The organism is Streptomyces abikoensis (assembly GCF_014648775.1).
GTDB lineage: Bacteria > Actinomycetota > Actinomycetes > Streptomycetales > Streptomycetaceae > Streptomyces > Streptomyces abikoensis.
On the sequence record NZ_BMRT01000007.1, the window covers coordinates 142,798 to 163,078 of the forward strand.

Here is a 20,281-nt window from a genome sequence, read left to right on the forward strand (position 1 = left end):
CTCCGGCGCCCTGGGAGCCGCTGTAGGGCCCCGGGCCTCCGGCCCCCGCGTAGCTCCCCGGAGTGGCGATCGCCTGCCGGGGCAGCTGTGCCTGCCCGAAGGGCTCGTACACGTCGTACGGCTCGTACGGGGTGTGGCCCTCGTGGGCACCGTGGCCGTGGGCACCGGCGCCGTGGCCCCCGTACGCCGTCCCGAAGCGCTCGGGCGGGCCCGGCGGGCCGGGGGTGTCCTGCGGCCCGTACGGCCGGTACGGCTCGTACGCCTCGAACGGTTCGAGGGCCGCGAGCGGCTCGGGCGGCGGCCCGTACGGCTCGCGGGGCGCGTACGGGTCGTACGACGGGGTACCCGTCGCGGCGCGGGGTGCAGCGTGGGGGCTGCCCGGTGCATGACTCACGACACTCCACAGGTCCGGCTAGGCCCGGGACTGTAGCGGAGCCACCATCACCCACCAAAGTCGTATCGTCACACGGTGTCGCGAATATCGGTGTCAGTATCCGAAGACGCGTGCGGTATTGGCCGCTACGGCCGTGGCCAGGGCGTCCTCGGCGATGTCCTTCACTTCGGCCATCGCGCGCAATGTGACCGGAATGAGGTAGGGCGCGTTGGGCCGTCCGCGATACGGGGCCGGGGTCAGGAAGGGCGCGTCGGTCTCGACGAGGATCAGGTCGAGGGGCGCGACGGCCAGGGCGTCGCGCAGGTGCTGGGCGTTCTTGAAGGTGACGTTGCCCGCGAAGGACATGTAGTAGCCCGCCTCGGCGCAGACCTTCGCCATGGCGGCGTCGCCGGAGTAGCAGTGGAAGACCACCCGCTCGGGAGCGCCCTCCTCGGCGAGGACGCGCAGCACGTCCTCGTGGGCCTCGCGGTCGTGGATGACCAGCGCCTTGCCCTGCCGCTTGGCGATGTCGATGTGGCGACGGAAGGAGTACTCCTGGGCGGCCATGCCCTCGGGTCCGGTACGGAAGTAGTCCAGGCCCGTCTCCCCCACGCCGCGTACCTGGGGCAGGGCGGCGAGCCGGTCGATCTCCTCCAGCGCGGCGTCCAGGGCGGGCATGCCGCCGGGTTCGCGGGTGCCCTGGCGGGACCAGCCGTCGGGGTCGCCGAGGACGATGCGGGGCGCCTCGTTGGGGTGGAGGGCCACCGTGGCCCAGACGGCCTCGTGGGCGGCGGCGGTCTCCGCGGCCCAGCGCGACCCGGCCAGGTCGCAGCCCACCTGGATCACCGTGGTGACCCCGACGGAAGCCGCCTTGGCCAGCGCGTCTTCGACCGTGCCCCCTTGCATGTCGAGGTGGGTGTGGGAGTCGGCGACGGGCACGGCCAACGGTGCCGGGAGCGGCGGGGGGACGTCCTTGGTGTCGTTCTTCCGCTCGCCGCTGACCGGGCCGTTGTTCGATGCCATGGCGTGATTCTAGAGATCGCGTGACTCCAGGAACCGCGCGCGGCCGGGGTCACTTCCGGTGGAAGGGCCGCAGCAGGTCGGAGAGGTGCCAGTGGTGCCCCTCGCGGGGCTCGTGGGTGCCGCCGTCGTGCAGCGGTCCGGCGGCCGCCTGGAGGGTCGCCGGGACGGACGTGCGCTCGTGGAGGTGCAGGGCGTCGGCGACCACGGACACCTGCCCGGACCGCATGATGCGCACCGTGTGCGCTCCGCAGTTGACGCAGGTCGGCCGGGTGAGCGGCGACGGCACGCGCCGGTCGTCCGCGTAGTAGGTGACGAAGGGCAGGCCCTTCGCGTCCACGTGGTGCCTTATCTCGTACGACTGCTCCCAGCCGCTCCCGCATCGCATGCATACGAAGGAGTACGACTCGTGGGCCGGCTCGAACGCGGCGGCGGTCTGTTCCGTCGCCGTGCGGGTCGCGCGCTGGGCTCCGTTCGAAGCTCCTGCGGTCTCGCTCATGGCAGCTCCTCTTGTCCGCTGGACAAGTCTCTCCGGGACCGGACGTCCCACCACCAGGGAACGCCCATACCGGCGACGGCGCAGCAGCCTGACCCACGAATTGGGACAAACTTGGCGGCTCCATGCCCGAAAGCGTTGGCTGCCATGCCAGGGCTTTGCTTTTCAGGTTAGCCCTTTACCTTACTGTCAATCCCGCTGTGCGGCATTTTTTGCTGCTACGACCGCATCGAACACGTCCCGCTTGGGTAGGCCTGTCTCCGCCGCCACGGCCGCGATCGCCTCCTTGCGGCGTTCGCCCGCCTCCTCCCGGGCGCGTACGCGCCGGACGAGCTCGGCGGCGTCCACTTCCTCGGGCCTGTCGGGGGCCCCTTCGACGACGATCGTGATCTCGCCCCGGACGCCCTCGGCCGCCCAGGCCGCCAGCTCGGCCAGGGGGCCGCGCCGGACCTCCTCGTAGGTCTTCGTCAGCTCCCGGCACACGGCGGCGCGGCGGTCCGCGCCGAAGACCTCGGCCATCGCGGCGAGCGTGTCGTCGAGGCGGTGCGGGGCCTCGAAGTAGACGAGCGTGCGGCGCTCGCCGGCCACCTCGCGCAGCCGGCTCAGCCGCTCGCCCGCCTTGCGGGGCGGGAAGCCCTCGAAGCAGAAGCGGTCCACGGGCAGGCCCGAGACCGCCAGCGCGGTGAGCACCGCGGAGGGGCCCGGCACGGCCGTGACCTTGACGCCCTTCTCCACGGCGGCCGCGACGAGCCGGTAGCCGGGGTCGGAGACGGACGGCATCCCCGCGTCGGTGACCAGCAGCACCCGGGCCCCGCCCACGAGGGCCTCGACCAGATCGGGGGTCCGGGCGGACTCGTTGACCTCGTTGTAGGAGACCACCCGGCCGGTGGTCCGCACCCCCAGCGCCTGGGTCAGCCGGCGCAGCCGGCGGGTGTCCTCGGCGGCGATCACCTCGGCGGCGCCGAGCTCGGCGGCCAGCCGCGGGGGCGCGTCGGCGACGTCGCCGATGGGGGTTCCTGCGAGTACGAGAGTTCCAGTCACGCTCCCATCCTCGCAGCTCGCCGGGGCCCGGGCCTCAGCCCCGGACGGCCCGCACGATCTTGATCTCCCGCTCCGGGAGCACCGTCAGGAAGCGCGGCAGCGGAATCCCGCCCCGGTCGCGGCTGATCTGCAGCAGCGTGCCGTCCGCCCGTGCCGGGCCCGGCCGGAGCGACGCCCCGTTCGGCCGGGCGGAGTTGCGCCACCGGTGCCGGGCGCCGTCGCAGACGGCCTTGCTGCCGCCGATGCCCTCGGTGTGGGCGTGCTGCAGGACGTTGCTGGCGACGTAGACGGTGCCGGTGTGCTCGACGACCTTGCAGCGGTAGGTGCCCGTCATGGTGAGGGTGCCGTCGGGGGCGAGGGTGGCGGTGGGGTCGATGGTCATGGCGCCCGTGGACCGGGGGGCGGGCGCGGCGGCCACGGGGGCGGCCGCGGCCAGGCCGGCGAGGATTCCCGCCGCGATGCTGTGGTGGACGATGCGGATGCGCATGGGCCAGGGATACCGGAACCATCCGCTCCGGCGTCCGCACCTCACCCGCGCGGCGGCGCGTCACGACGAGCCGTACGGGTTCGTACGAGCCGTCAGCCCGCGTGCAGCATCAGCCCGATGCCGACGACCATCAGCCCCGCCGCGGCGATCCTCGGCGCCCCGAACCGCTCCTTCATCACGACCGCGCCGATCGCCGCGCCCACGATGATCGACGACTCGCGCAGCGCCGCGACCGGGGCGAGGGGCGCCCGGGTCTGCGCCCAGAGCACCAGCCCGTAGGCGAAGACGGACAGCAGTCCGCCGAGCAGCCCGCGTACGGCGAAGGGGCGGATCTGGGCGAGCAGGGCGCCGCGCCGGGCGGCCACCGCCCAGGCGGGGATCACCAGCCCCTCCAGGACCATCAGCCAGGAGATGTATCCGAGCGAGGAGCCCGCGGCCCGTACGCCCAGGCCGTCGACGACCGTGTACGAGGCGATGGCGAGCCCGGTGGCGACGGCCGCCCCGATCGCCGCCCACCGGGGCCGGGCGCCCGAGCCCCGGATGCCCCACAGGGCGAGGCCGGTCAGCCCGGCCGAGGCGACGGCGACGCCGGCGAGCTGACGGCCGCCCGCGACCTCGTGGGCGAAGAGCGCCGCGAGGCCGGTGACCGCCAGCGGGGCGGTACCCCGGGCGATCGGGTACATCTGGCCGAAGTCGCCGAGGGCGAACGACCGCATGAGCAGGGCCTGGTAGACGGTGTGGAGGACGGCCGAGGCGAGCAGGTACGGCCAGGCCCCGGCGGCGGGCGTCGGTACGAACGGCAGCAGCGCCGCCCCGCACAGCGCCCCGCCGCCGCCCACGAGGGTGAAGGCGAGGAGCTGGTCCCTGATGCCGTGGGCGATCGCGTTCCAACTGGCGTGGGTGACGGCGGCGATGAGGACGGCGACGGCGACGAGCGGCGTCACGTGCCACCACCCCCGGCCCGGCGGTCGGGTATGCGGGACGGAATGCTCATGACGCCCGACGCTAGCGGCGCCACCGGGGGCGGGCGATGTCGTTTCCGTCACCCGAACCGTGTGACGTCCGCCCTGGCACGTCGGGCCGTCGCGTCAGCCCGTGACCTCGGGTCCGGGCCTGGCCTCGGCGCGCAGCACGGCCGCGACGACCGGGCCGGCCGAGTCGCCGCCGTGGCCGCCCTGCGGGACGACGGCGGCCGCCGCCACGTCGTTGCGGTACGCGGCGAACCAGCCGTTGGGCGCGGTCTGCCCGTCGACCTCCGCCGAGCCCGTCTTGGCGCCGATCTCGCCGCCGAGGCCGGCCATCGCCTTGGCACCCGTGCCGGAGACGGCGGTGAGCCGCATCATCGAGCGCAGGTCGCGGGCGGCGCCGGGGGCCAGCGGGCGGGCGGCGCGGGCGAGTTGCCGGCCGTCCAGGGACGGGTCGACGAAGTACGGCTGGTGGAACGATCCCTCGCGGACGGTCGCCGCTATGGACGCCATGTTGAGGGGGCTCATCTGCACCCGGCCCTGGCCGATGAGGGCCGCGGCCCGGCCCGCGCCGCCGTCGGTGGGCACCCGGCCGTCGAACGTCGGGACGCCGGTCTTCCAGTCCAGGCCGATCCCGAAGACGTCGCGGGCCTCGTCGGCGAGGGCGCTGTCGGAGAGCTGTCCGGCGAAGGAGATGAAGGCGGTGTTGCAGGAGGCGGCGAAGTCCTGGGCGAAGGTGGCCCGGGGGTTCTCGCTGTTCTCGACGTTGTGGAAGGTCATGCCGTAGGTGGCGTTCTTCGGACACGGCAGGGACTTGGAGGGTGCGGCCTTGCCCTGTTCCAGCAGCAGCGCGGACGTCACGATCTTCATCGTGGAGCCGGGTGCCGTCGTACCGCCCAGGGCGGCGTTGAAGCCGCCCTTCTTGGAGTTGGCGACGGCGAGGATCTCGCCGGTGCTCGCCTTCACGGCCACGACGGAGGCGTCGTTGTACCTGTTCACCGCGGCCTCGGCGGCGCGCTGGACGCCCGCGTCGATGGTGGTGCGCAGCTTGCCGGGCTTGCCCTCGGAGACGACGTGGAGGTTCTTGGACGCCGTGCCCGCGGGCCCTTCGAGCCGGACGGCGACGGCGGGCTCGCCGCCCGCCTTCTCGCCGTACTTCTTGCGGAGGTCGGGCAGGACGGACGCCAGCGACGGGTGGTCCTTGGGGTCGAGCTCGGCGCCGCCGCGGTCGACGGCGACGACCTTCGGCTCCTCGGTGGCGCCGGTGCGCAGCGTCCGGCCGGCGGTGAGCTCGGGGTGGACGACGGCGGGCCGCCAGCCGACCTTGGCCCGGCCGCCGTCGGCGGTGGCGCGGACGACGTCGAGCGAGGAGTCGTAGGTCCAGGTGGTGCGCTGCTTGCCGTGGACGACCTCGGCGCTGACGGAGAAGGGCACCTTCGTGCCGACGGCCGTCCCCTGCTTGAACGACACCTTCTCGACGTGTGCGGAGTCGCGGTAGGCGGTCAGGGCGGTGGCCGCCGCCTGGGCGTCGTCGGTGAGGCCGGCGGCCTTGGCGGTGTTCCCGGCCGCCCACGCGGCGAGGAAGTCGCGCGCGGTCTTCTCGGTCTCGCCGGATGTCGGCGGCCCGGTCCGCGCCGGCGCGGCTTCGGCCCGCAGGCCGCCCGCGCCGTCTCCCGTGACGGCGTCGACGAGGTTGTAGGCCCCCAGCCCGGCCGCGCCCACCACCGTCACGGTGGCGACACCTATCGCGATCTTCGCGCCAGTGCGCATGTTCCCCTGCCCCCTCCTGGTTTTAATCACCTGATTAAAACCTCGGACGGCACTCTACGGGATGGGGGTGACGCACGGTGCGAAACGACCGGAAACAGCCGCTTGAACCAGACGGCCCGTCAAACGGCGCTCGCGGGAAGGGGACCGGCTCCCGGTCAGATCCAGGTGTCGAACCACATCCGGTTGCGCCAGGCGTCCATGGGGATGGCCTGGCCGGTGTAGATCGGGAAGAAGTAGACGAAGTTCCAGACGATGAGCAGGACGAGCACGCCCGCCCCGACGGCGCCCAGCGCGCGGCGCCGTTCGGGGGCTCCGGGCGGGCCGAGGATCGCCCCGACCATCATGGCCACCGCGAGGCAGAGGAAGGGCACGAAGACGACCGCGTAGAAGACGAAGATCGTTCGCTCCTGCCACATGAACCAGGGGAGATATCCGGCCATGACGCCGCACAGCACCGCGCCCGCCCGCCAGTCGCGGCGCAGCGCCCACCGGTAGAGCAGATAGACGACCGCGAAGCAGCCCGCCCACCACAGCAGCGGGGTGCCCAGCGCGAGGACCTCGCGGGCGCACTTGTCGGTCGTGTCGATGGGGCAGCCGCTGTTACCGGGCCTGGGGGACTCGTAGAAGTACGAGACCGGGCGGGACTGGACCAGCCAGCTCCAGGGGTTGGACTGGTAGGTGTGCGGCGAGGAGAGGGTGGTGTTGAAGTCCCACACCTGCCGCTCGTAGTGCCACAGGCTGCGCAGCGGGTTGAGGACGCCGGCGAGGAAGCCGTCCGGGCTCTGGCCGCCCTCGGTCTCGGCCCAGTGCCGGGCGTAGCCGCTGTGCTGCCAGCCGGCGGTCCTGCTGTACGTGCCGCTGTGGGTGAACCAGCCCGTCCAGGAGGCGACGTACACGCCGACCGCGACCGGCACGGTCGAGACGAACGCCCAGGGCACGTCGCGCCGCAGCGTGGACAGCCAGGGCCGCCGGGCGCCGGCGAGGCGGCGGGAGCCGACGTCCCACAGCACGATCATCAGGCCGAACGCGGCGAGGTAGATGCCGCCGTTCCATTTGGTGGCGAAGGCCAGCCCGAGGAACACCCCGGCGGCCAGCCGCCAGGGCCGCCACCCCAGCCGCAGCCGGTCGCCGACCTCGGCGTCGGGCAGGGGGGTGCCGTCCTCCCGCTCCGGGAGGACGGCGGCGAGCCGGGCCCGCGCCTTGTCGCGGTCGACGAGCACACAGCCGAAGGCGGCCAGCACGAAGAACATCAGCACGGTGTCGAGCAGCGCCGTGCGGCTCATGACGAAGTGCAGCCCGTCGACGGCGAGCAGTGCCCCGGCGAGGCACCCCAGGAACGTCGACCGGAACAGCCGTCGCCCGATCCGGCACAGCATCAGCACCGACAGGGTGCCGAGCACGGCGACCATGAACCGCCAGCCGAAGGGGTTCAGCCCGAACATCCACTCGCCGAGCGCGATGACCCACTTGCCGACCGGCGGGTGGACGACGTACCCGGCGGCGTCGGGAACGGCGACGTGCCCGGCGACGATCTGGTCGTTGACGTCCTTGACGCTGTTCCAGTCGACCTCGTAGCCCCGCTTCAGCAGCGCCCAGGCGTCCTTGGCGTAGTACGTCTCGTCGAATATGACGGCGTTCGGGGAGCCCAGATTCCAGAACCGGAGCAGCCCCGCGAACAGCGCCACGACCAGCGGCCCGGCCCACCCCATGGACCGCGCGAGCACCCGCGCCGCCCCCGGCCCGGCCCCCATCGCCTCCCACACCCGCGTCCCGGGCTCGGGAAACGCGGGCACGAGCCGCTCCCGCACATCCGGCCGCGCCACACCCCCCCGATACCCGAACCGGCGGAGTCTGCGCTGCCAAGGAAGCGGCTGCTCGTCCGTCGTCCGGCCCTGCCCGGGATGCGTCGCGGTGTCACTGGTCACCGCGCCATCGTAGGGAACGGACCTGTGAGGACGCGGAGGGCGCGGCAGCGGAACCCCACACCGGGTCGGCTTACGGGTCGAGGTTCGCGCTGGTTCCGCCCGCCCCTCACGGGCGGAAGCCCACCTGGGCGGCCGGGAGGGTGGAGTGGCGGGGCAGGGTGGGCGGGAGGGGGGTCGTGGACGCGCGGTGGTAGAGGGTCATGCGGTAGATGCCCGACAGGGTGGACGAGGCGATGCCCACCAGGAGCCACAGGACGATCACTCCGCCCGCCACCGCGAGCATGACCGCGACGTCGTCCGTCTCGACCGCGAGGATCAGCGCCGCCACGCCCACGAAGGCCACGAGAACCGTGGTCAGGAGCACCCGGGTGAATCCGGCGAGCTGGGCGCCCAGTTCCCGGCGGCCGAGGGCCAGGGAGCGGCGCAGGGTCGTGAGCAGGCCGGTGCCCTCGGCGACGAGGACGGGGAGCGCGAAGTAGGTCAGGAGCGACCAGGACAGCCCGGCCATGTCGAAGAGCCAGGAGACCCCGACCGTCGACTCGGCGATCCGCAGCAGCACCCCGATCGAGTTGCCGAGCACGCTCCAGCAGGCGAGTACCGGCATGCGGCGCAGCATCGCGCCCAGGGAGGCGCGGATCGTGGGACGGCGGTCCTCCAGCAGGGCGTGCACGGAGTGGAGCAGTGCGGCGGTGAAGTAGGTGCCCACGCAGGACAGCAGGGCCAGCAGGGCGAGCACCACGGCCGTCTGAGGTGTCGTCGGCGCCTCGTCGTTCAGCGCCCGGTCGCGGACGCCGCTCAGGGGCAGCAGCCAGGCGGCCGTCACGACCGCCGCCAGGGCGGCGACGTTCATCGCCGGGAAGCACAGCAGCGCGGGCCTGCGCTTCAGCACCCCGAAGGCCGTTCTGACGATTCCGCGTTTCATGCCACCTCTTTTCAGCCAAACAAGAGCCGCATCCTTCCACGACGGGCAGCAGGGATTACAAGCTGAGCTTGTTCTATTACTATGCAAACAACTAGAGGTGCCATGTCCACCGCACGCCGCGTCCTCGTCGCCGTCCTCCCCTATCCCCTCGCCTGCGCCGCCGTCACCGTCTCCTACCGCTCGCTCCGCGACCGGCTGCCGGATCCCATGGCCACGCACATCGGCCCCGGCGACAAAGCCGACGGGTTCGACGATCCGGGGGCGTTCCTCGGTGTTTCCCTCGGCGTGTTCCTCGCCATCGGCGCGGTGTTCGCCTTCCTGACGTGGCTGACGCGGTCGGCGCCCGGGCAGCAGCGCGGGGTCGCCGCGGCCGGGGGCGGCATGGCCGTGGCCCTCGGGTGGATCGTCGTCGCCATCGTCCGCGCCAACGCCGAGGTCGGCGCGGACGGTGACGCCGCCTCGGTCACGCTCCCCGGCCGGCTGGCGGCCGCCGGCTTCGCCGCCGCGCTCGTGTACGGCGTGCTCGGCTGGCTGGCCGCCGGCCGGGGCGAGACCCCTGCCCCCGCCACCGGACCCGTGCCCGCCGATGCCGCGCGGCTGCCCCTCGCCGAGAGCGAGAGCGCCGGCTGGACCCGGGTCGTCGGCTCGCGCGCACAGGTCGGCGTCGGGGCGATCACGCTGGCCGGCGCGGCGCTCATCGGGTTCGTCGCGGGCTGGCCCGCCGCGTTGATCTGCGCCGCCTTCGGCGTGCCGCTGGTCCTCCTGTGCCGGGTGCGCGTCAGCGCCGACCGGCGCGGCATCACCGTCACGCCCGCCGCGCTGCCCTGGCCGCGCCTGAACGTCCCGCTGGAGCGGATCGAGGAGGCCACGCACCGCTCCGTCGACGCCCTGCGCGACCTCGGCGGCTGGGGCTACCGGGCCCATCCCGGCATCAGCGGTATCGTGCTGCGCTCCGGCGACGCGATCAGCGCCCGCCTCACCAACGGCAGCGAGTTCGTCGTCACCGTCGACGACGCGGCCACCGCCGCCGCCCTGCTCAATACCCTGGCCGACAGGGAGCGTTCCATCGGAGGACGGGCCTGACATGTTGTTCCGCGTCGATCCCTCCTCCCCCGTCCCCCTCGGCGAGCAGATCGCCGGCGGGCTGCGCGGCGCCATCGCCGACGGCTCCGTGCGCCCCGGCGAGCGGCTGCCGTCCGCGCGGGAGGTCGCCGCGTCCCTCGGCGTCAACATGCACACCGTGCTGCGCGGCTACCAGCAGCTCCGCGACGAAGGACTCATCGAACTGCGCCGGGGGCGCGGGGCCGTGGTGACGGGCGGCCCGGCCCCCGGGCGGGCCCGGCTCACCGCGCGGGCGCGGGAGCTCGTCGCCGAGTCACGGGCGCTCGGGCTCTCCGACGACGACATCCTGAACCTGGTCAGGACGTCCCTCGGCTGAGTCCGCTGAGTCCTCGGCCGAGTCGCGTCTCAGCGCCCGCCTCAGCCCCACGTTCCCGATCAGGATGCCGCCGTCCACCGGCAGCGTCACCCCCGTGATCCACGACGCGTCCGGCGAGGCCAGGAAGGCCACCGCCGCCGCGATGTCCTCCGGCCGCCCGACCCGCCCCAGCGGGTAGTGCGCGGCCGCCCGGTCCAGCGACGCCTCCCGGCCCGCCCAGCCGGGCGTGCGGATCGTACCCGGCGCCACGAGGTTGACCCGGACGCCCCGGGCCGCGCAGTGGCCGGCCAGCGTCCGGGTCAGGCCGGCCAGGCCCGCCTTGGCGGCGCTGTAGGCGTGGTTGCCGAAGTCCTGCTCGCCGTTGACCGAACCGACGCTGATGACGGAGGCGCGCCCGCCCGCCGCCGACAGCAGCGGCATCGCCGCCCGCACGCACCGGAAGGCCCCGGTGAGGGTGATGTCGAGGTCGCGGGCCCACGCCTCGTCCTCGAAGTCCTCGACCAGCGGCGGGTCCGGGTGGAAGGAGTAGGCGTTGTTGACCAGCACGTCCAGGCGCCCGTAGCGGTCGGCGGCGAAGGCCACCGCTGCCTCGACGGCCGTCCTGTCGCCGATGTCGCAGGCGAGCGCGTCGGCGGTGAGCCCGTCACCGCGCAGGCCCGCCGCGGCCCGCGCCGCGCGCTCGCCGTCCAGGTCGGTGACGAGCACGCGCGCGCCCTCCGAGGCGAAGCGGCGCGCCGTGGCCTCGCCGATGCCCCGGCCCGCGCCCGTGATCAGTACCGCGTAGCCCTCGAACCTTCCGGTCATGCGGCCAGCTTTACCCCGCCAGCGACCGCGCAACCGCCCGGACCAGCGCCTGGGCGCGCGGGTCCGCCGTGACGTTCTTCTGCATGCCGTTGGTGACGTACCCGAAGGCGACGCCCGACTCGGGGTCGGCGAAGGCCAGGGAGCCGCCGCGGCCGGGGTGGCCGAAGGAGCCGGGGGCCAGCAGCGGGGACGCCGGGCCGTGGAGCATGTAGCCCAGGCCGAAGCGGGTGTTGACGACGAGGACGCGGTCCGGGCCCGCCGACTCCTCGGTGCGCGCCAGGGTCAGCGTCGCCGGGGCGAAGAGCCGGCGGCCACCGTCGACCGGGCCGATCAGCGAGGCGTAGAAGCGGGCCAGCGCGTCGGCCGTGGCGATGCCGCCGGAGGCGGGCAGCTCGGCGGCGCGGTAGGCCGGGTCGTTCTCGTCGGCGGCGGGGGTGATCGCGCCGAAGGCGCGGCGGGTCAGCGAGTCCGGGTCGCGGTAGGCGTCGGCGACGGTCGCCTTGGGGCGGACGCGCAGCCCGGCGGCGGCGGGCGCGGCGGGCGCCTCGATGTCGGCGATCCGGCCGACGCGGTGCCGCTCCGCGTCCGGCAGGCCGATCCACAGATCCAGGCCCAGCGGCCCGGATATCTCCTCGGCCACCCACGCCCCCAGGGACCGCCCGGTCACGCGCGGCACCAGCTCGCCGAGCAGCCAGCTGTAGGTCTGGGCGTGGTAGCCGTGGTCCGTGCCGGGCTCCCAGGCGGGGGCCTGCGCGGCGAGGGCGCGCGGGCCGCTGACACCGTCGATGGCCTCGGCGGGCGTGAGCGGGGTGTCCAGCACGGGCAGCCCCGCGCGGTGCGCGAGCAGGTGGCGGACGAGGACCCGTTCCTTGCCGGCCGCCTTGAACTCGGGCCAGTACGTGCCCACGGGCGCGTCCAGGTCCACCTGGCCGCGCTGGTGCAGCAGGAGGAGGACGGCGGCGGCGACGCCCTTGGTGGCGGAGCGGACGATCTGGGCGGTGCCGTGCCGCCAGGGCTCCTCGCCGCCGTCGGCGTCGCGCGTGCCGGCCCACAGGTCGGCGACCTTCCGGCCGTCCCGGTAGACCGTCACGGCCGCGCCGCGCTCACCGCGCCGGGCGAAGTTCTCCGCGAAGGCGTCCCGGACCGGCTCGAAGCCGTCCGCCACCGCGCCCTGGACGTCCACCACTGTCTTCCGCTCCCACTGTGCCGATCACTACAAATCCATCCACCATGGTGCAACGTGCCCGGAAGTGGTCGTGGACGGGGGTCACCCTCCCATGGGTCACCTCCCCATGACCACCGAGCGCGGGTCGAAGCCGAACGGCAGCTCCAGGCGGTGGGCCCGCATGGTGTCCTCGTCGCACAGCAGCTCCCCGGTGGGCCCGTCGGCGGCGATGACGCCGCCGCTGAGGATCACCGAGCGCTCGCACAGCTCCAGCGCGTACGGCAGATCGTGGGTGACCATGAGCACGGTCACGTCCAGCGAGCGCAGGATGTCGGCGAGCTCGCGCCGGGAGGCCGGGTCGAGGTTGGAGGAGGGCTCGTCGAGGACGAGGATCTCCGGCTCCATGGCCAGGACCGTGGCCACCGCCACCCGGCGCCGCTGCCCGAAGGACAGGTGGTGCGGGGGCCGGTCGGCGAAGTCCGCCATGCCGACCCGCTCCAGGGCGGCGTGGACGCGTTCCTCCAGCGCCGCCCCGCGCAGCCCGGCGGCGGCCGGGCCGAAGGCGACGTCCTCGCGGACGGTCGGCATGAACAGCTGGTCGTCCGGGTCCTGGAAGACGATGCCGACCCGGCGCCGCACCTCGGCCAGGTTCGGCTTCGTCACCGGCAGCCCGGCCACCCGCACCGAGCCCACGCCGCTGCCGTCGCCGCCGCCGAGGATGCCGTTGAGGTGGAGGACGAGGGTGGTCTTCCCGGCGCCGTTGGGGCCGAGGAGGGCCACCCGCTCCCCGCGCCGGACGGTCAGGTCGACGCCGAAGAGGGCCTGGTGGCCGTCGGGGTAGGCGAAGGCCAGTCCGGAGACCTCGAGGGAAGGGGTCTCGAGGGAAAGGGTCATGTCAGGGTCCATCCCGTCAGGCAGACCGCCAGCGCGGCCAGCGGCAGCGCGGCCGCGTGCGTCCACTGCGCACGGGTCGCGGTCACGTCGTCGATCACGGGCATCACGCCCGTGTACCCCCGGCTGACCATCGCCAGGTGGACGCGCTCACCGCGCTCGTACGAGCGGATGAACAGCGCCCCCGCGGACTTGGCCAGCACCCCCCAGTGGCGCACCCCGCGCGCGGTGAAGCCGCGCGACTCCCGGGCGATGCGCATGCGCCGCATCTCGTCCGTGACCACATCGCCGTAGCGGATCATGAAGGACGCGATCTGGACGAGCAGCGGCGGCATCCGCAGCCGCTCCAGCCCCAGCAGCAGCGCCCGCAGCTCGGTCGTCGCGGCGAGGAGCACGGAGGCGGCGACGCCCAGGGTGCCCTTGGCGAGGATGTTCCAGGCGCCCCACAGCCCCGGCTCGCTGAGCGACAGCCCCAGCACGCCGACCTTCTCGCCGGGGACGACGAACGGCATCAGCAGCGCGAACGCGACGAACGGCACCTCGATCAGCAGCCGCCGCAGCAGGAAGCCGTACGGCACCCGGGCCGCGCCCGCGACGGCCGCGAGCAGCAGCGCGTACAGCCCGAAGGCCCACACCGCCTCGCGCGGTGTGGCGACGACGACGAGGACGAAGCAGAAGACGGCGGCGAGCTTGCAGTGCGGCGGCAGCTCGTGGACCGGCGAGCGGGCGTGCCGGTAGAGCTTGTGGGCGTGTCCGGCACCCATGTCAGACGGTCTCGGAGACGGGAGCAGCGGATTCCGCCCGGTTCCGGCGGCGGCGGACGACCACGAAGACGCCCGTGCCGACCGCGAGGGTGGCCCCGACGCCGATCACACCGGCCAGCCCGCCGGAGAGCCGGGCGTCGCCGACGTCCTTGACCTGGTAGTCCGCGAGCGGGGAGTCCTTGGCCGCGTGCTGCTCGGTCCTGGTGTCGATGCCCTTGTCGTGGGCGACCTTCTCCAGTCCGTCCGGGCTGGTGGAGGCGTAGTAGCTGACGAACCCGGCGAGCGCCAGGGCCAGCACGAGACCCACGCCGGCGATCTTGCGGACCGGGCGGGGGGCGGCCTTCGACACCTCGACGGGGACGACCGTCCCGTCCGCCCTGCGGATCTCCAGCGGCTTGGCCAGCCCCCGCGCCCCGTAGACCAGGTCGGGGCGGACGGCCACGACCGCGCCCACGGTCAGCGCCGTGATGACGGCCTCGCCGACGCCGATGAGGACGTGCACGCCGACCATCGCCGTGGCGACCTTGCCGATGGGCACGTCGGTGGTGCCGCCCAGCGCGTAGATCAGGGTGAACGCGCCGGCCGCCGCCGGGACGGACACCAGCGCGGCCACGAAGGCGGCGGCCGTCACGGAGGACCGGCGCCGGGGCAGTGCCTTCGCCAGCAGCCGGAAGAGGGCGTAGGCGACGACCGTCGTGACCACCGCCATGTCGGTGATGTTGACGCCCAGAGCCGTGAGCCCGCCGTCGGCGAACAGCACGCCCTGCATCAACAGCACCACGGATATACAGAGGACCCCTGTGTAGGGGCCGACGAGTATCGCCGCGAGCGCTCCGCCCAGCAGATGGCCGCTGGTGCCCGCCGCGACGGGGAAGTTCAGCATCTGCACGGCGAAGATGAACGCCGCCACCAGCCCCGCGAGCGGCGCGGCGCGCTCGTCCAGCTCGCGCCGCGCGCCGCGCAGGCAGACCGCGACGGCGGACGCGGCGACGGCCCCGGTCGCCAGGGACACCGGGGCGTTGATGAACCCGTCGGGTACGTGCATGACGGTTCTCCGTCTCTCCGTCTCTCCGGCCACCCGGGGCGGCCGTGATGTCCGGCCGTCGGTCCGGCCGTGAACCGCTCGATGATAGGGGCGTCCTGCGAATCAGTGGCAAGAGCGTGTGCGGCGCGACTGCGCGCCCCTCGCCGGGGCCCGCGCCCCACCGACGGAACGGACGGCTCATTTCCGGGGCCAGTCGAGTGATTCGCCCACCTGCACGGCATATGTCCCGTTCATCTGTTCACTCGTCATGACGGCCATGTCAGCTCCGCGGCCATGTCGGCTCCGCGGCGCCACCGAAGGAGGTCCCATGCGATCGCAGGAGATATCCGTGCGCGGTTTCCGGAGGCCGTTGCTCGCGTCCACCGTCGCCGTCGGCGCCCTGCTCCTGGCGGCGGTCCCGGGCGCCACCGCCCGCGGCGCGCCGACGCCCGGGCCGGGCCACGCGCGGCCCGCGACGGGCCACGTGCCCGCGGACTACGACGAGACCGACTGCGAGGGCCCGGCGTCGTGGGAGGGCGACGTCTACAGCGATCCCCCCAGGACCGAGCCGCCCAAGCCCCCGCCGCCGAAGACGCCCCCGGCGGGCGGCGGCGACACCCGCGCGGCGGGGAAGTCGGGAGCGAAGCCGGCCGCGAAGACCAGGGCGAAGACCAGGGCGGCGGCGAGGGCAGCGGCCAGGACGGCCGCGGAAGGGGCCGCGGTCCCGGTGAAGTGGCCCAAGAACATCCCGGACGCCGACGAGGCCGCGCACCTGCTGGACAACCTCGACGTCCGCCCGTACGAGGACAAGGGCTACGCCCGGACGAAGTTCGGCGGCCAGGCGTGCTGGGCCCTCCACGGCGTCCACCGGTGCACCACCCGTGACGTCGCCCTCAAGCAGCAGTCGCTGGTCCCGGTCGTGCTCGACGGCGCCTGCCGGGTCACCGGCGGCCAGTGGCACAGCGAGTACGACAACCGGAACATGGCCGACCCCCTCCACGTCGACGTCGACCACATCGTGCCGCTGCGCAACGCGTGGGGATCCGGCGCGAGCAACTGGTCGCCGGAGAAGCGGCTGGAGTTCGCCAACGACATCACCGCCTCGCCCGAGCTGGTCGTGGTGTCCACATGGAGCAACCGCCGCAAGGGCGACAAGGGGCCGGAGAAGTGGCTGCCGCCGGGCGCCGCCGAGTGCCCCTACGTCCAGGCGTGGATCGGGGTGAAGGACTACTACGGGCTGAGCGTCACCAAGTCGGAGAAGGAGAAACTGCGGCAGGTGGTGGAGGGCTGCGTGGCGAAGGCCCGGCCGGACCGGCCCGACCGCCAGAACGGCCAGGACCGCCAGGACCGGCCCGATCGTCAGAACGGTCAGGACCGCCAGGACCAGCCCGCCCGTCACGACCGCGACGACCGGCCCGACCGCCACGACCAGCCCGCCCGCCAGGACCGCGAGGACCGCGAGGAAAGAGCGGACCGCTAAAGAGCCGCCCGGCTGCCGGTGCTGACCGGCGCGGTCGCCTGCGCCGCCCGCCGGGCGGCGTCGGCGACCTGGTCGGCGGTCAGCACATAGCCCGTCTCCGCGTCCGTCGTGGAGCGGGCGAAGACCACCCCGTACACCTTCCCGGTGGGGGTCAGCAGCGGTCCGCCCGAGTTGCCGGGGCGGATCGTGGAGCGGACGGAGAAGACCTCGCGCGTGGTGATGCCGTCGCCGTAGATGTCCTGGCCCTTGGCCCGGACCTCGTTGGCGACGATCGCCGCGCGCAGGTCGAGCCCGCCGTTCTCGGGGAAGCCCGCGACGACGGCCGCGTCGCCGCGCTTGGCGGTCTTGTCGAAGGGCAGCACGGGCGCGTCCAGGCCGGGGACGTCCAGGACGGCGACGTCCGTGTCCGGGTCGAAGAGGACGACCTTCGCGTTGTACGCCCGCCCGACGCCGCCGACCTTCACGGTCGGGTCGCTGACGCCGGCGACCACGTGGGCGTTGGTCATCACGTGCTCGTGGGAGAAGACGAAACCGCTGCCCTCCTGGCCGCGCCGCCCGTCGCCGCCGACGTTCGCCACGCCCTCGACCTTGACGACGCTGCGCCGGGCGGCCCGGCTCGCGTCCGCGGTCACCATGTCCCCGGTGGGCTTGGGGACGCTGGTGGCGGGCTCGCTCTCGAAGGGGTTGAACACCTGGGGAAACCCGGCCCCGGCCAGCGCGTCCGTCGTCCGGCTGAACCAGGTGGGCGCCTGCTCGGGCATCGCCCGGTGCACCGCGCCCAGCAGCTTCGACTCCTTGATCTCCCGGGTGAGGGAGGCGGAGTTCGCCGAGACGAGCACGCTCGCGGCCACCCAGCCGACCAGCAGCACGGCCAGTGAGGCGGCGGCCGCGCCGGCTATGCCGTCGAGGCCGCGCACCGGCGCCCACGTCAGCCGGGACCGCAGCCGCCAGGCGAACCGGCCGGCGACGGCGTGGCCGATCACGGCCGGGATCAGCACGACCAGGACGGCGGCGACGGCCGCCAGGGACGTACCGGGCTCGAAGGGCTCCAGGGCGTAGGGCAGCGCCCACACGCCCAGCACCGCGCCGCCGAGGAACCCGGCGAACAGCACGACGCTCGCCACCAGGCCCCTGCGGTAGCCGGACACGGCGTAGCAGAGGACGAGCAGCAACAGCAGCACATCGATCAGGTTCAACGCGAAGCCCTTTCCTTCACACGCGTCCCCCGACCGCGCCCACCTGCGTGGACTTAGGAAAACGCAGGCACAGCGGGTGGCGGTTCCCATTCCGCCCGAATTCATGGCGTACCCCACGCAGCCCCCCACCGGGGGCCGCCCAGGGGGGTCCGGGGGCGAAGCCCCGGGAAACGGTGGAAGGGCGGGACCGGGGTCCCTTTCTCCGCCGCGACGGCGCCCGGCCCGAAAACAAGCGGCCCGGCGGTGCCGGACCCCGCCGAAGCGGGACGGTACCACCGGGCCGCGAGGCACCGGGAATGCCGCGTCAGACGCGGACCGGCTCACGCTCCTCGTCGGCGGAAGGCGCGAGCGTCTTCTGGAGGGCCTCACCCTCCACGTCCACGTTCGGCAGCACCTTCGCCAGCCACCCCGGCAGCCACCAGGCCGTCTTGCCCAGCAGGGCGAGGACCGCCGGCACGATCGCCATCCGGACCACGAACGCGTCGAAGAACACCGCGATCGCCAGGCCGAAGCCGATCATCTTGATCATCTGCTCGGACGAGCCGATGAAGCCCGCGAAGACGCTGATCATGATGATGGCCGCCGCCGTGACGACCCGCGCGCCGTGGCGGAAGCCGGTCACGATGGCCTCGCCCGGGCGCTCGCCGTGGACGAAGGCCTCGCGCATCCGGGTCACGAGGAAGACCTCGTAGTCCATGGCCAGACCGAAGACGACACCCACCATGAAGATCGGCATCATGCTCATGATCGGGCCGGTCTCCTCGACCCCGAAGAGCGAGCCGAGCCAGCCCCACTGGAAGACCGCGACGACGGCGCCGAGCGCGGCGACCACCGACAGCAGGAAGCCCAGCGCGGCCTTCAGCGGCACCAGGACGGACCGGAAGACGACCATCAGCAGCAGGAAGGCCAGACCGACGACGAGCCCCAGGTAGGGCAGCAGCGCGTCGTTGAGCTTCTGCGAGACGTCGATGTTCATCGCCGTACCGCCGGTGACGAGGACCTTCGCGCCGGTGTCCGAGGCCAGCGCGTCGCGCTCGCCGCGGATCGCGTGGACCAGGTCCTCGGTCTGCTTGCTGGTGGGCTTGGACTTGGGGATGACCAGCAGGGTGGCCGTGTCACCGGCCTTGTTGAACTGCGCGGGGGTCACCATGGCGACGTCGTCGAGCTTCGCCAGGGTGTCGTGCGCCTTCTGCGCCGCGGCCTTGGGGTCCTTGGCGTCCTTCAGGTCCACGACGTTCAGCAGCGGGCCGTTGAAGCCGGGGCCGAAGCCCTCGCTCAGCAGGTCGTAGGCCTTGCGCTGGGTGGTGCTCTTGGAGGCGGCGCCGTCGTCGGGCAGGCCGAGCTCCAGGGAGGCGGCGGGCACGGCGATCGCGCCGAGGCCGATCACACCGGCCGCGAGCACCAGCAGCGGGCGGCGCAGCACGACGCGGGCCCAGCGGGTGCCCATGTTGGGCTTGTCGCCGGCGGCCGCGGCGGGGCCGCCCTTGCGGATCTTGCGGGGCAGCACCTGCTTGCCCGCGAAGCCCAGCAGCGCGGGGATGAGCGACAGGGCGATGAGGACGGCGATGGTGACCGTGCCGGCCGCCGCCATGCCCATCTTCGTCAGCATCGGGATGTTGACGACCGCGAGGCCGGCCAGCGCGATGACGACGGTGAGGCCCGCGAAGACCACCGCGGAACCGGCGGTGCCGACGGCGCGGCCCGCCGCCTCCTCGCGCTCCCGGCCCTCGGCGAGCTCCGCGCGGTAGCGGGAGACGATGAAGAGGGCGTAGTCGATGCCGACCGCGAGGCCGATCATCATGGCGAGCGTCGAGGTGTTGGCGGAGAGGTCCAGCACGGGCGCCAGGGCGGCGATCGAGGAGACGCCGATGCCCACGCCGATGATGGCGGTGAGCAGCGGGAGCCCGGCCGCGACCAGCGAGCCGAAGGTGATCACGAGGACGACCGCCGACACGGCGATGCCGATGATCTCCGAGCCGCCCTCGGGCATCTGCTGGAGGACGCTGCCGCCGACCTCGACGGTCAGCCCGGCGTCGCGGCCGTGCTGGGCGGCGTCCTTGAGCTCGGTGCGGGTGTCCTCGGTGAGGTCCGTGGACTTGACCTTGTACGCGGCGGAGGCGTACCCGATGGCCTGGTCCTTGTTGACGGCCTGGCCCTGGAACGGGTCGACCGCCATGGCCACCTGGGGGCCGCGCTTGATCTCGGCGACGACCTTCTCGACGGCCGCCTTGTTCTTGGGGTCGGTGAGCTTCTGGCCCGCCGGGGCCTTGAAGACGACGCGGGCGGAGGCGTTCTGCTCGGTATTACCGGGGAATCGTTTCTCCAGGAGGTCGAAGGCCTGCTGGGCCTCCGTGCCCGGTATGGAGAAGTCGTTGTTGGTGGACTTGGACGCCGTGGCGGCGCCCGCCCCGGCCAGTACCAGCAGCAGCACCCATATGAGGGCGAAGTACCAGCGCCGTCGGAAGGACAGCCTTCCGAGTCTGTAGAGGAACGTGGCCACGAGTGTGGTGCTCCCGTCGG

Annotated in this window: 18 protein-coding genes; 3 read left to right on the plus strand and 15 right to left on the minus strand. The window is 73.4% G+C overall.

What is annotated here, in order from left to right; genetic code table 11:
* Positions 1 to 487: 487 nt before the first annotated feature.
* From IE096_RS22310 to IE096_RS22345, 8 genes are all read right to left on the minus strand, one after another.
* On the minus strand, positions 488 to 1,396 hold the full coding sequence (locus tag IE096_RS22310; RefSeq protein ID WP_189454477.1) for a TatD family hydrolase: 909 nt from the start codon (positions 1,394 to 1,396) through the stop codon (positions 488 to 490).
* Between the two features lie 49 nt (positions 1,397 to 1,445).
* Entirely contained in the window at positions 1,446 to 1,892 is a 447-nt protein-coding gene (locus tag IE096_RS22315; RefSeq protein WP_189454479.1) for a hypothetical protein, read from the minus strand.
* A 186-nt stretch (positions 1,893 to 2,078) separates the two neighbouring features.
* Positions 2,079 to 2,930, minus strand: a complete 852-nt coding sequence (rsmI, locus tag IE096_RS22320) for a 16S rRNA (cytidine(1402)-2'-O)-methyltransferase (RefSeq protein WP_189454481.1) — start codon at positions 2,928 to 2,930, stop codon at positions 2,079 to 2,081.
* Positions 2,931 to 2,964: 34 nt separating this feature from the next.
* Entirely contained in the window at positions 2,965 to 3,417 is a 453-nt protein-coding gene (locus tag IE096_RS22325; RefSeq protein ID WP_189454483.1) for a DUF6299 family protein, read from the minus strand.
* 92 nt (positions 3,418 to 3,509) lie between these two features.
* The gene (locus IE096_RS22330; RefSeq protein ID WP_189454485.1) at positions 3,510 to 4,361 is read right to left on the minus strand and encodes a DMT family transporter; all 852 of its coding nucleotides are present in this window, start codon (positions 4,359 to 4,361) and stop codon (positions 3,510 to 3,512) included.
* A gap of 144 nt (positions 4,362 to 4,505) precedes the next feature.
* Positions 4,506 to 6,152, minus strand: coding sequence for a penicillin-binding transpeptidase domain-containing protein (locus IE096_RS22335; protein WP_189454487.1), 1,647 nt, complete (start codon positions 6,150 to 6,152; stop codon positions 4,506 to 4,508).
* Between the two features lie 155 nt (positions 6,153 to 6,307).
* Complete coding sequence (locus IE096_RS22340; RefSeq protein ID WP_189454489.1) at positions 6,308 to 8,077, minus strand: dolichyl-phosphate-mannose--protein mannosyltransferase; 1,770 nt, start codon at positions 8,075 to 8,077, stop codon at positions 6,308 to 6,310.
* Between the two features lie 106 nt (positions 8,078 to 8,183).
* A complete protein-coding gene (locus IE096_RS22345) occupies positions 8,184 to 8,999 on the minus strand; it encodes a DUF6159 family protein (RefSeq protein ID WP_189454491.1) in 816 nt (271 codons plus the stop codon).
* A gap of 102 nt (positions 9,000 to 9,101) precedes the next feature.
* On the opposite strand from IE096_RS22345, the gene IE096_RS22350 reads away from it, so the two are divergent.
* Entirely contained in the window at positions 9,102 to 10,082 is a 981-nt protein-coding gene (locus tag IE096_RS22350) for a hypothetical protein (RefSeq protein WP_189454493.1), read from the plus strand.
* 1 nt (position 10,083) lies between these two features.
* Positions 10,084 to 10,437: a GntR family transcriptional regulator gene (locus IE096_RS22355; RefSeq protein ID WP_189454495.1), complete on the plus strand. Its 354-nt coding sequence runs from the start codon at positions 10,084 to 10,086 to the stop codon at positions 10,435 to 10,437.
* Here the strand turns inward: IE096_RS22355 and IE096_RS22360 are convergent.
* From IE096_RS22360 to IE096_RS22380, 5 genes are all read right to left on the minus strand, one after another.
* Positions 10,375 to 11,241: an SDR family NAD(P)-dependent oxidoreductase gene (locus tag IE096_RS22360; RefSeq protein WP_189454498.1), complete on the minus strand. Its 867-nt coding sequence runs from the start codon at positions 11,239 to 11,241 to the stop codon at positions 10,375 to 10,377. The two genes, IE096_RS22355 and IE096_RS22360, sit on opposite strands and share 63 nt — an antisense overlap.
* Positions 11,242 to 11,251: 10 nt before the next feature.
* Positions 11,252 to 12,427, minus strand: a complete 1,176-nt coding sequence (locus IE096_RS22365; protein ID WP_189454499.1) for a serine hydrolase domain-containing protein — start codon at positions 12,425 to 12,427, stop codon at positions 11,252 to 11,254.
* A 96-nt stretch (positions 12,428 to 12,523) separates the two neighbouring features.
* Positions 12,524 to 13,300 (minus strand): energy-coupling factor ABC transporter ATP-binding protein, encoded by a 777-nt coding sequence (locus tag IE096_RS22370; protein ID WP_229820506.1) that lies wholly within the window; start codon positions 13,298 to 13,300, stop codon positions 12,524 to 12,526.
* Positions 13,297 to 14,061 (minus strand): cobalt ECF transporter T component CbiQ, encoded by a 765-nt coding sequence (gene cbiQ, locus IE096_RS22375; protein ID WP_189454503.1) that lies wholly within the window; start codon positions 14,059 to 14,061, stop codon positions 13,297 to 13,299. The genes IE096_RS22370 and cbiQ overlap by 4 nt, the downstream gene beginning before the upstream one ends.
* 1 nt (position 14,062) lies before the next feature.
* Entirely contained in the window at positions 14,063 to 15,106 is a 1,044-nt protein-coding gene (locus tag IE096_RS22380; protein WP_189454505.1) for an energy-coupling factor ABC transporter permease, read from the minus strand.
* A gap of 307 nt (positions 15,107 to 15,413) precedes the next feature.
* Here IE096_RS22380 and IE096_RS22385 point away from each other — a divergent pair, with 307 nt between their 5' ends.
* Positions 15,414 to 16,565, plus strand: coding sequence for an HNH endonuclease family protein (locus IE096_RS22385; RefSeq protein WP_189454507.1), 1,152 nt, complete (start codon positions 15,414 to 15,416; stop codon positions 16,563 to 16,565).
* Here IE096_RS22385 and IE096_RS22390 read toward each other — a convergent pair.
* Complete coding sequence (locus IE096_RS22390) at positions 16,562 to 17,761, minus strand: MarP family serine protease (RefSeq protein WP_189454509.1); 1,200 nt, start codon at positions 17,759 to 17,761, stop codon at positions 16,562 to 16,564. The two genes, IE096_RS22385 and IE096_RS22390, sit on opposite strands and share 4 nt — an antisense overlap.
* Before the next feature lie 304 nt (positions 17,762 to 18,065).
* Entirely contained in the window at positions 18,066 to 20,261 is a 2,196-nt protein-coding gene (locus tag IE096_RS22395) for an MMPL family transporter (RefSeq protein WP_189454510.1), read from the minus strand.
* Positions 20,262 to 20,281: the final 20 nt, after the last annotated feature.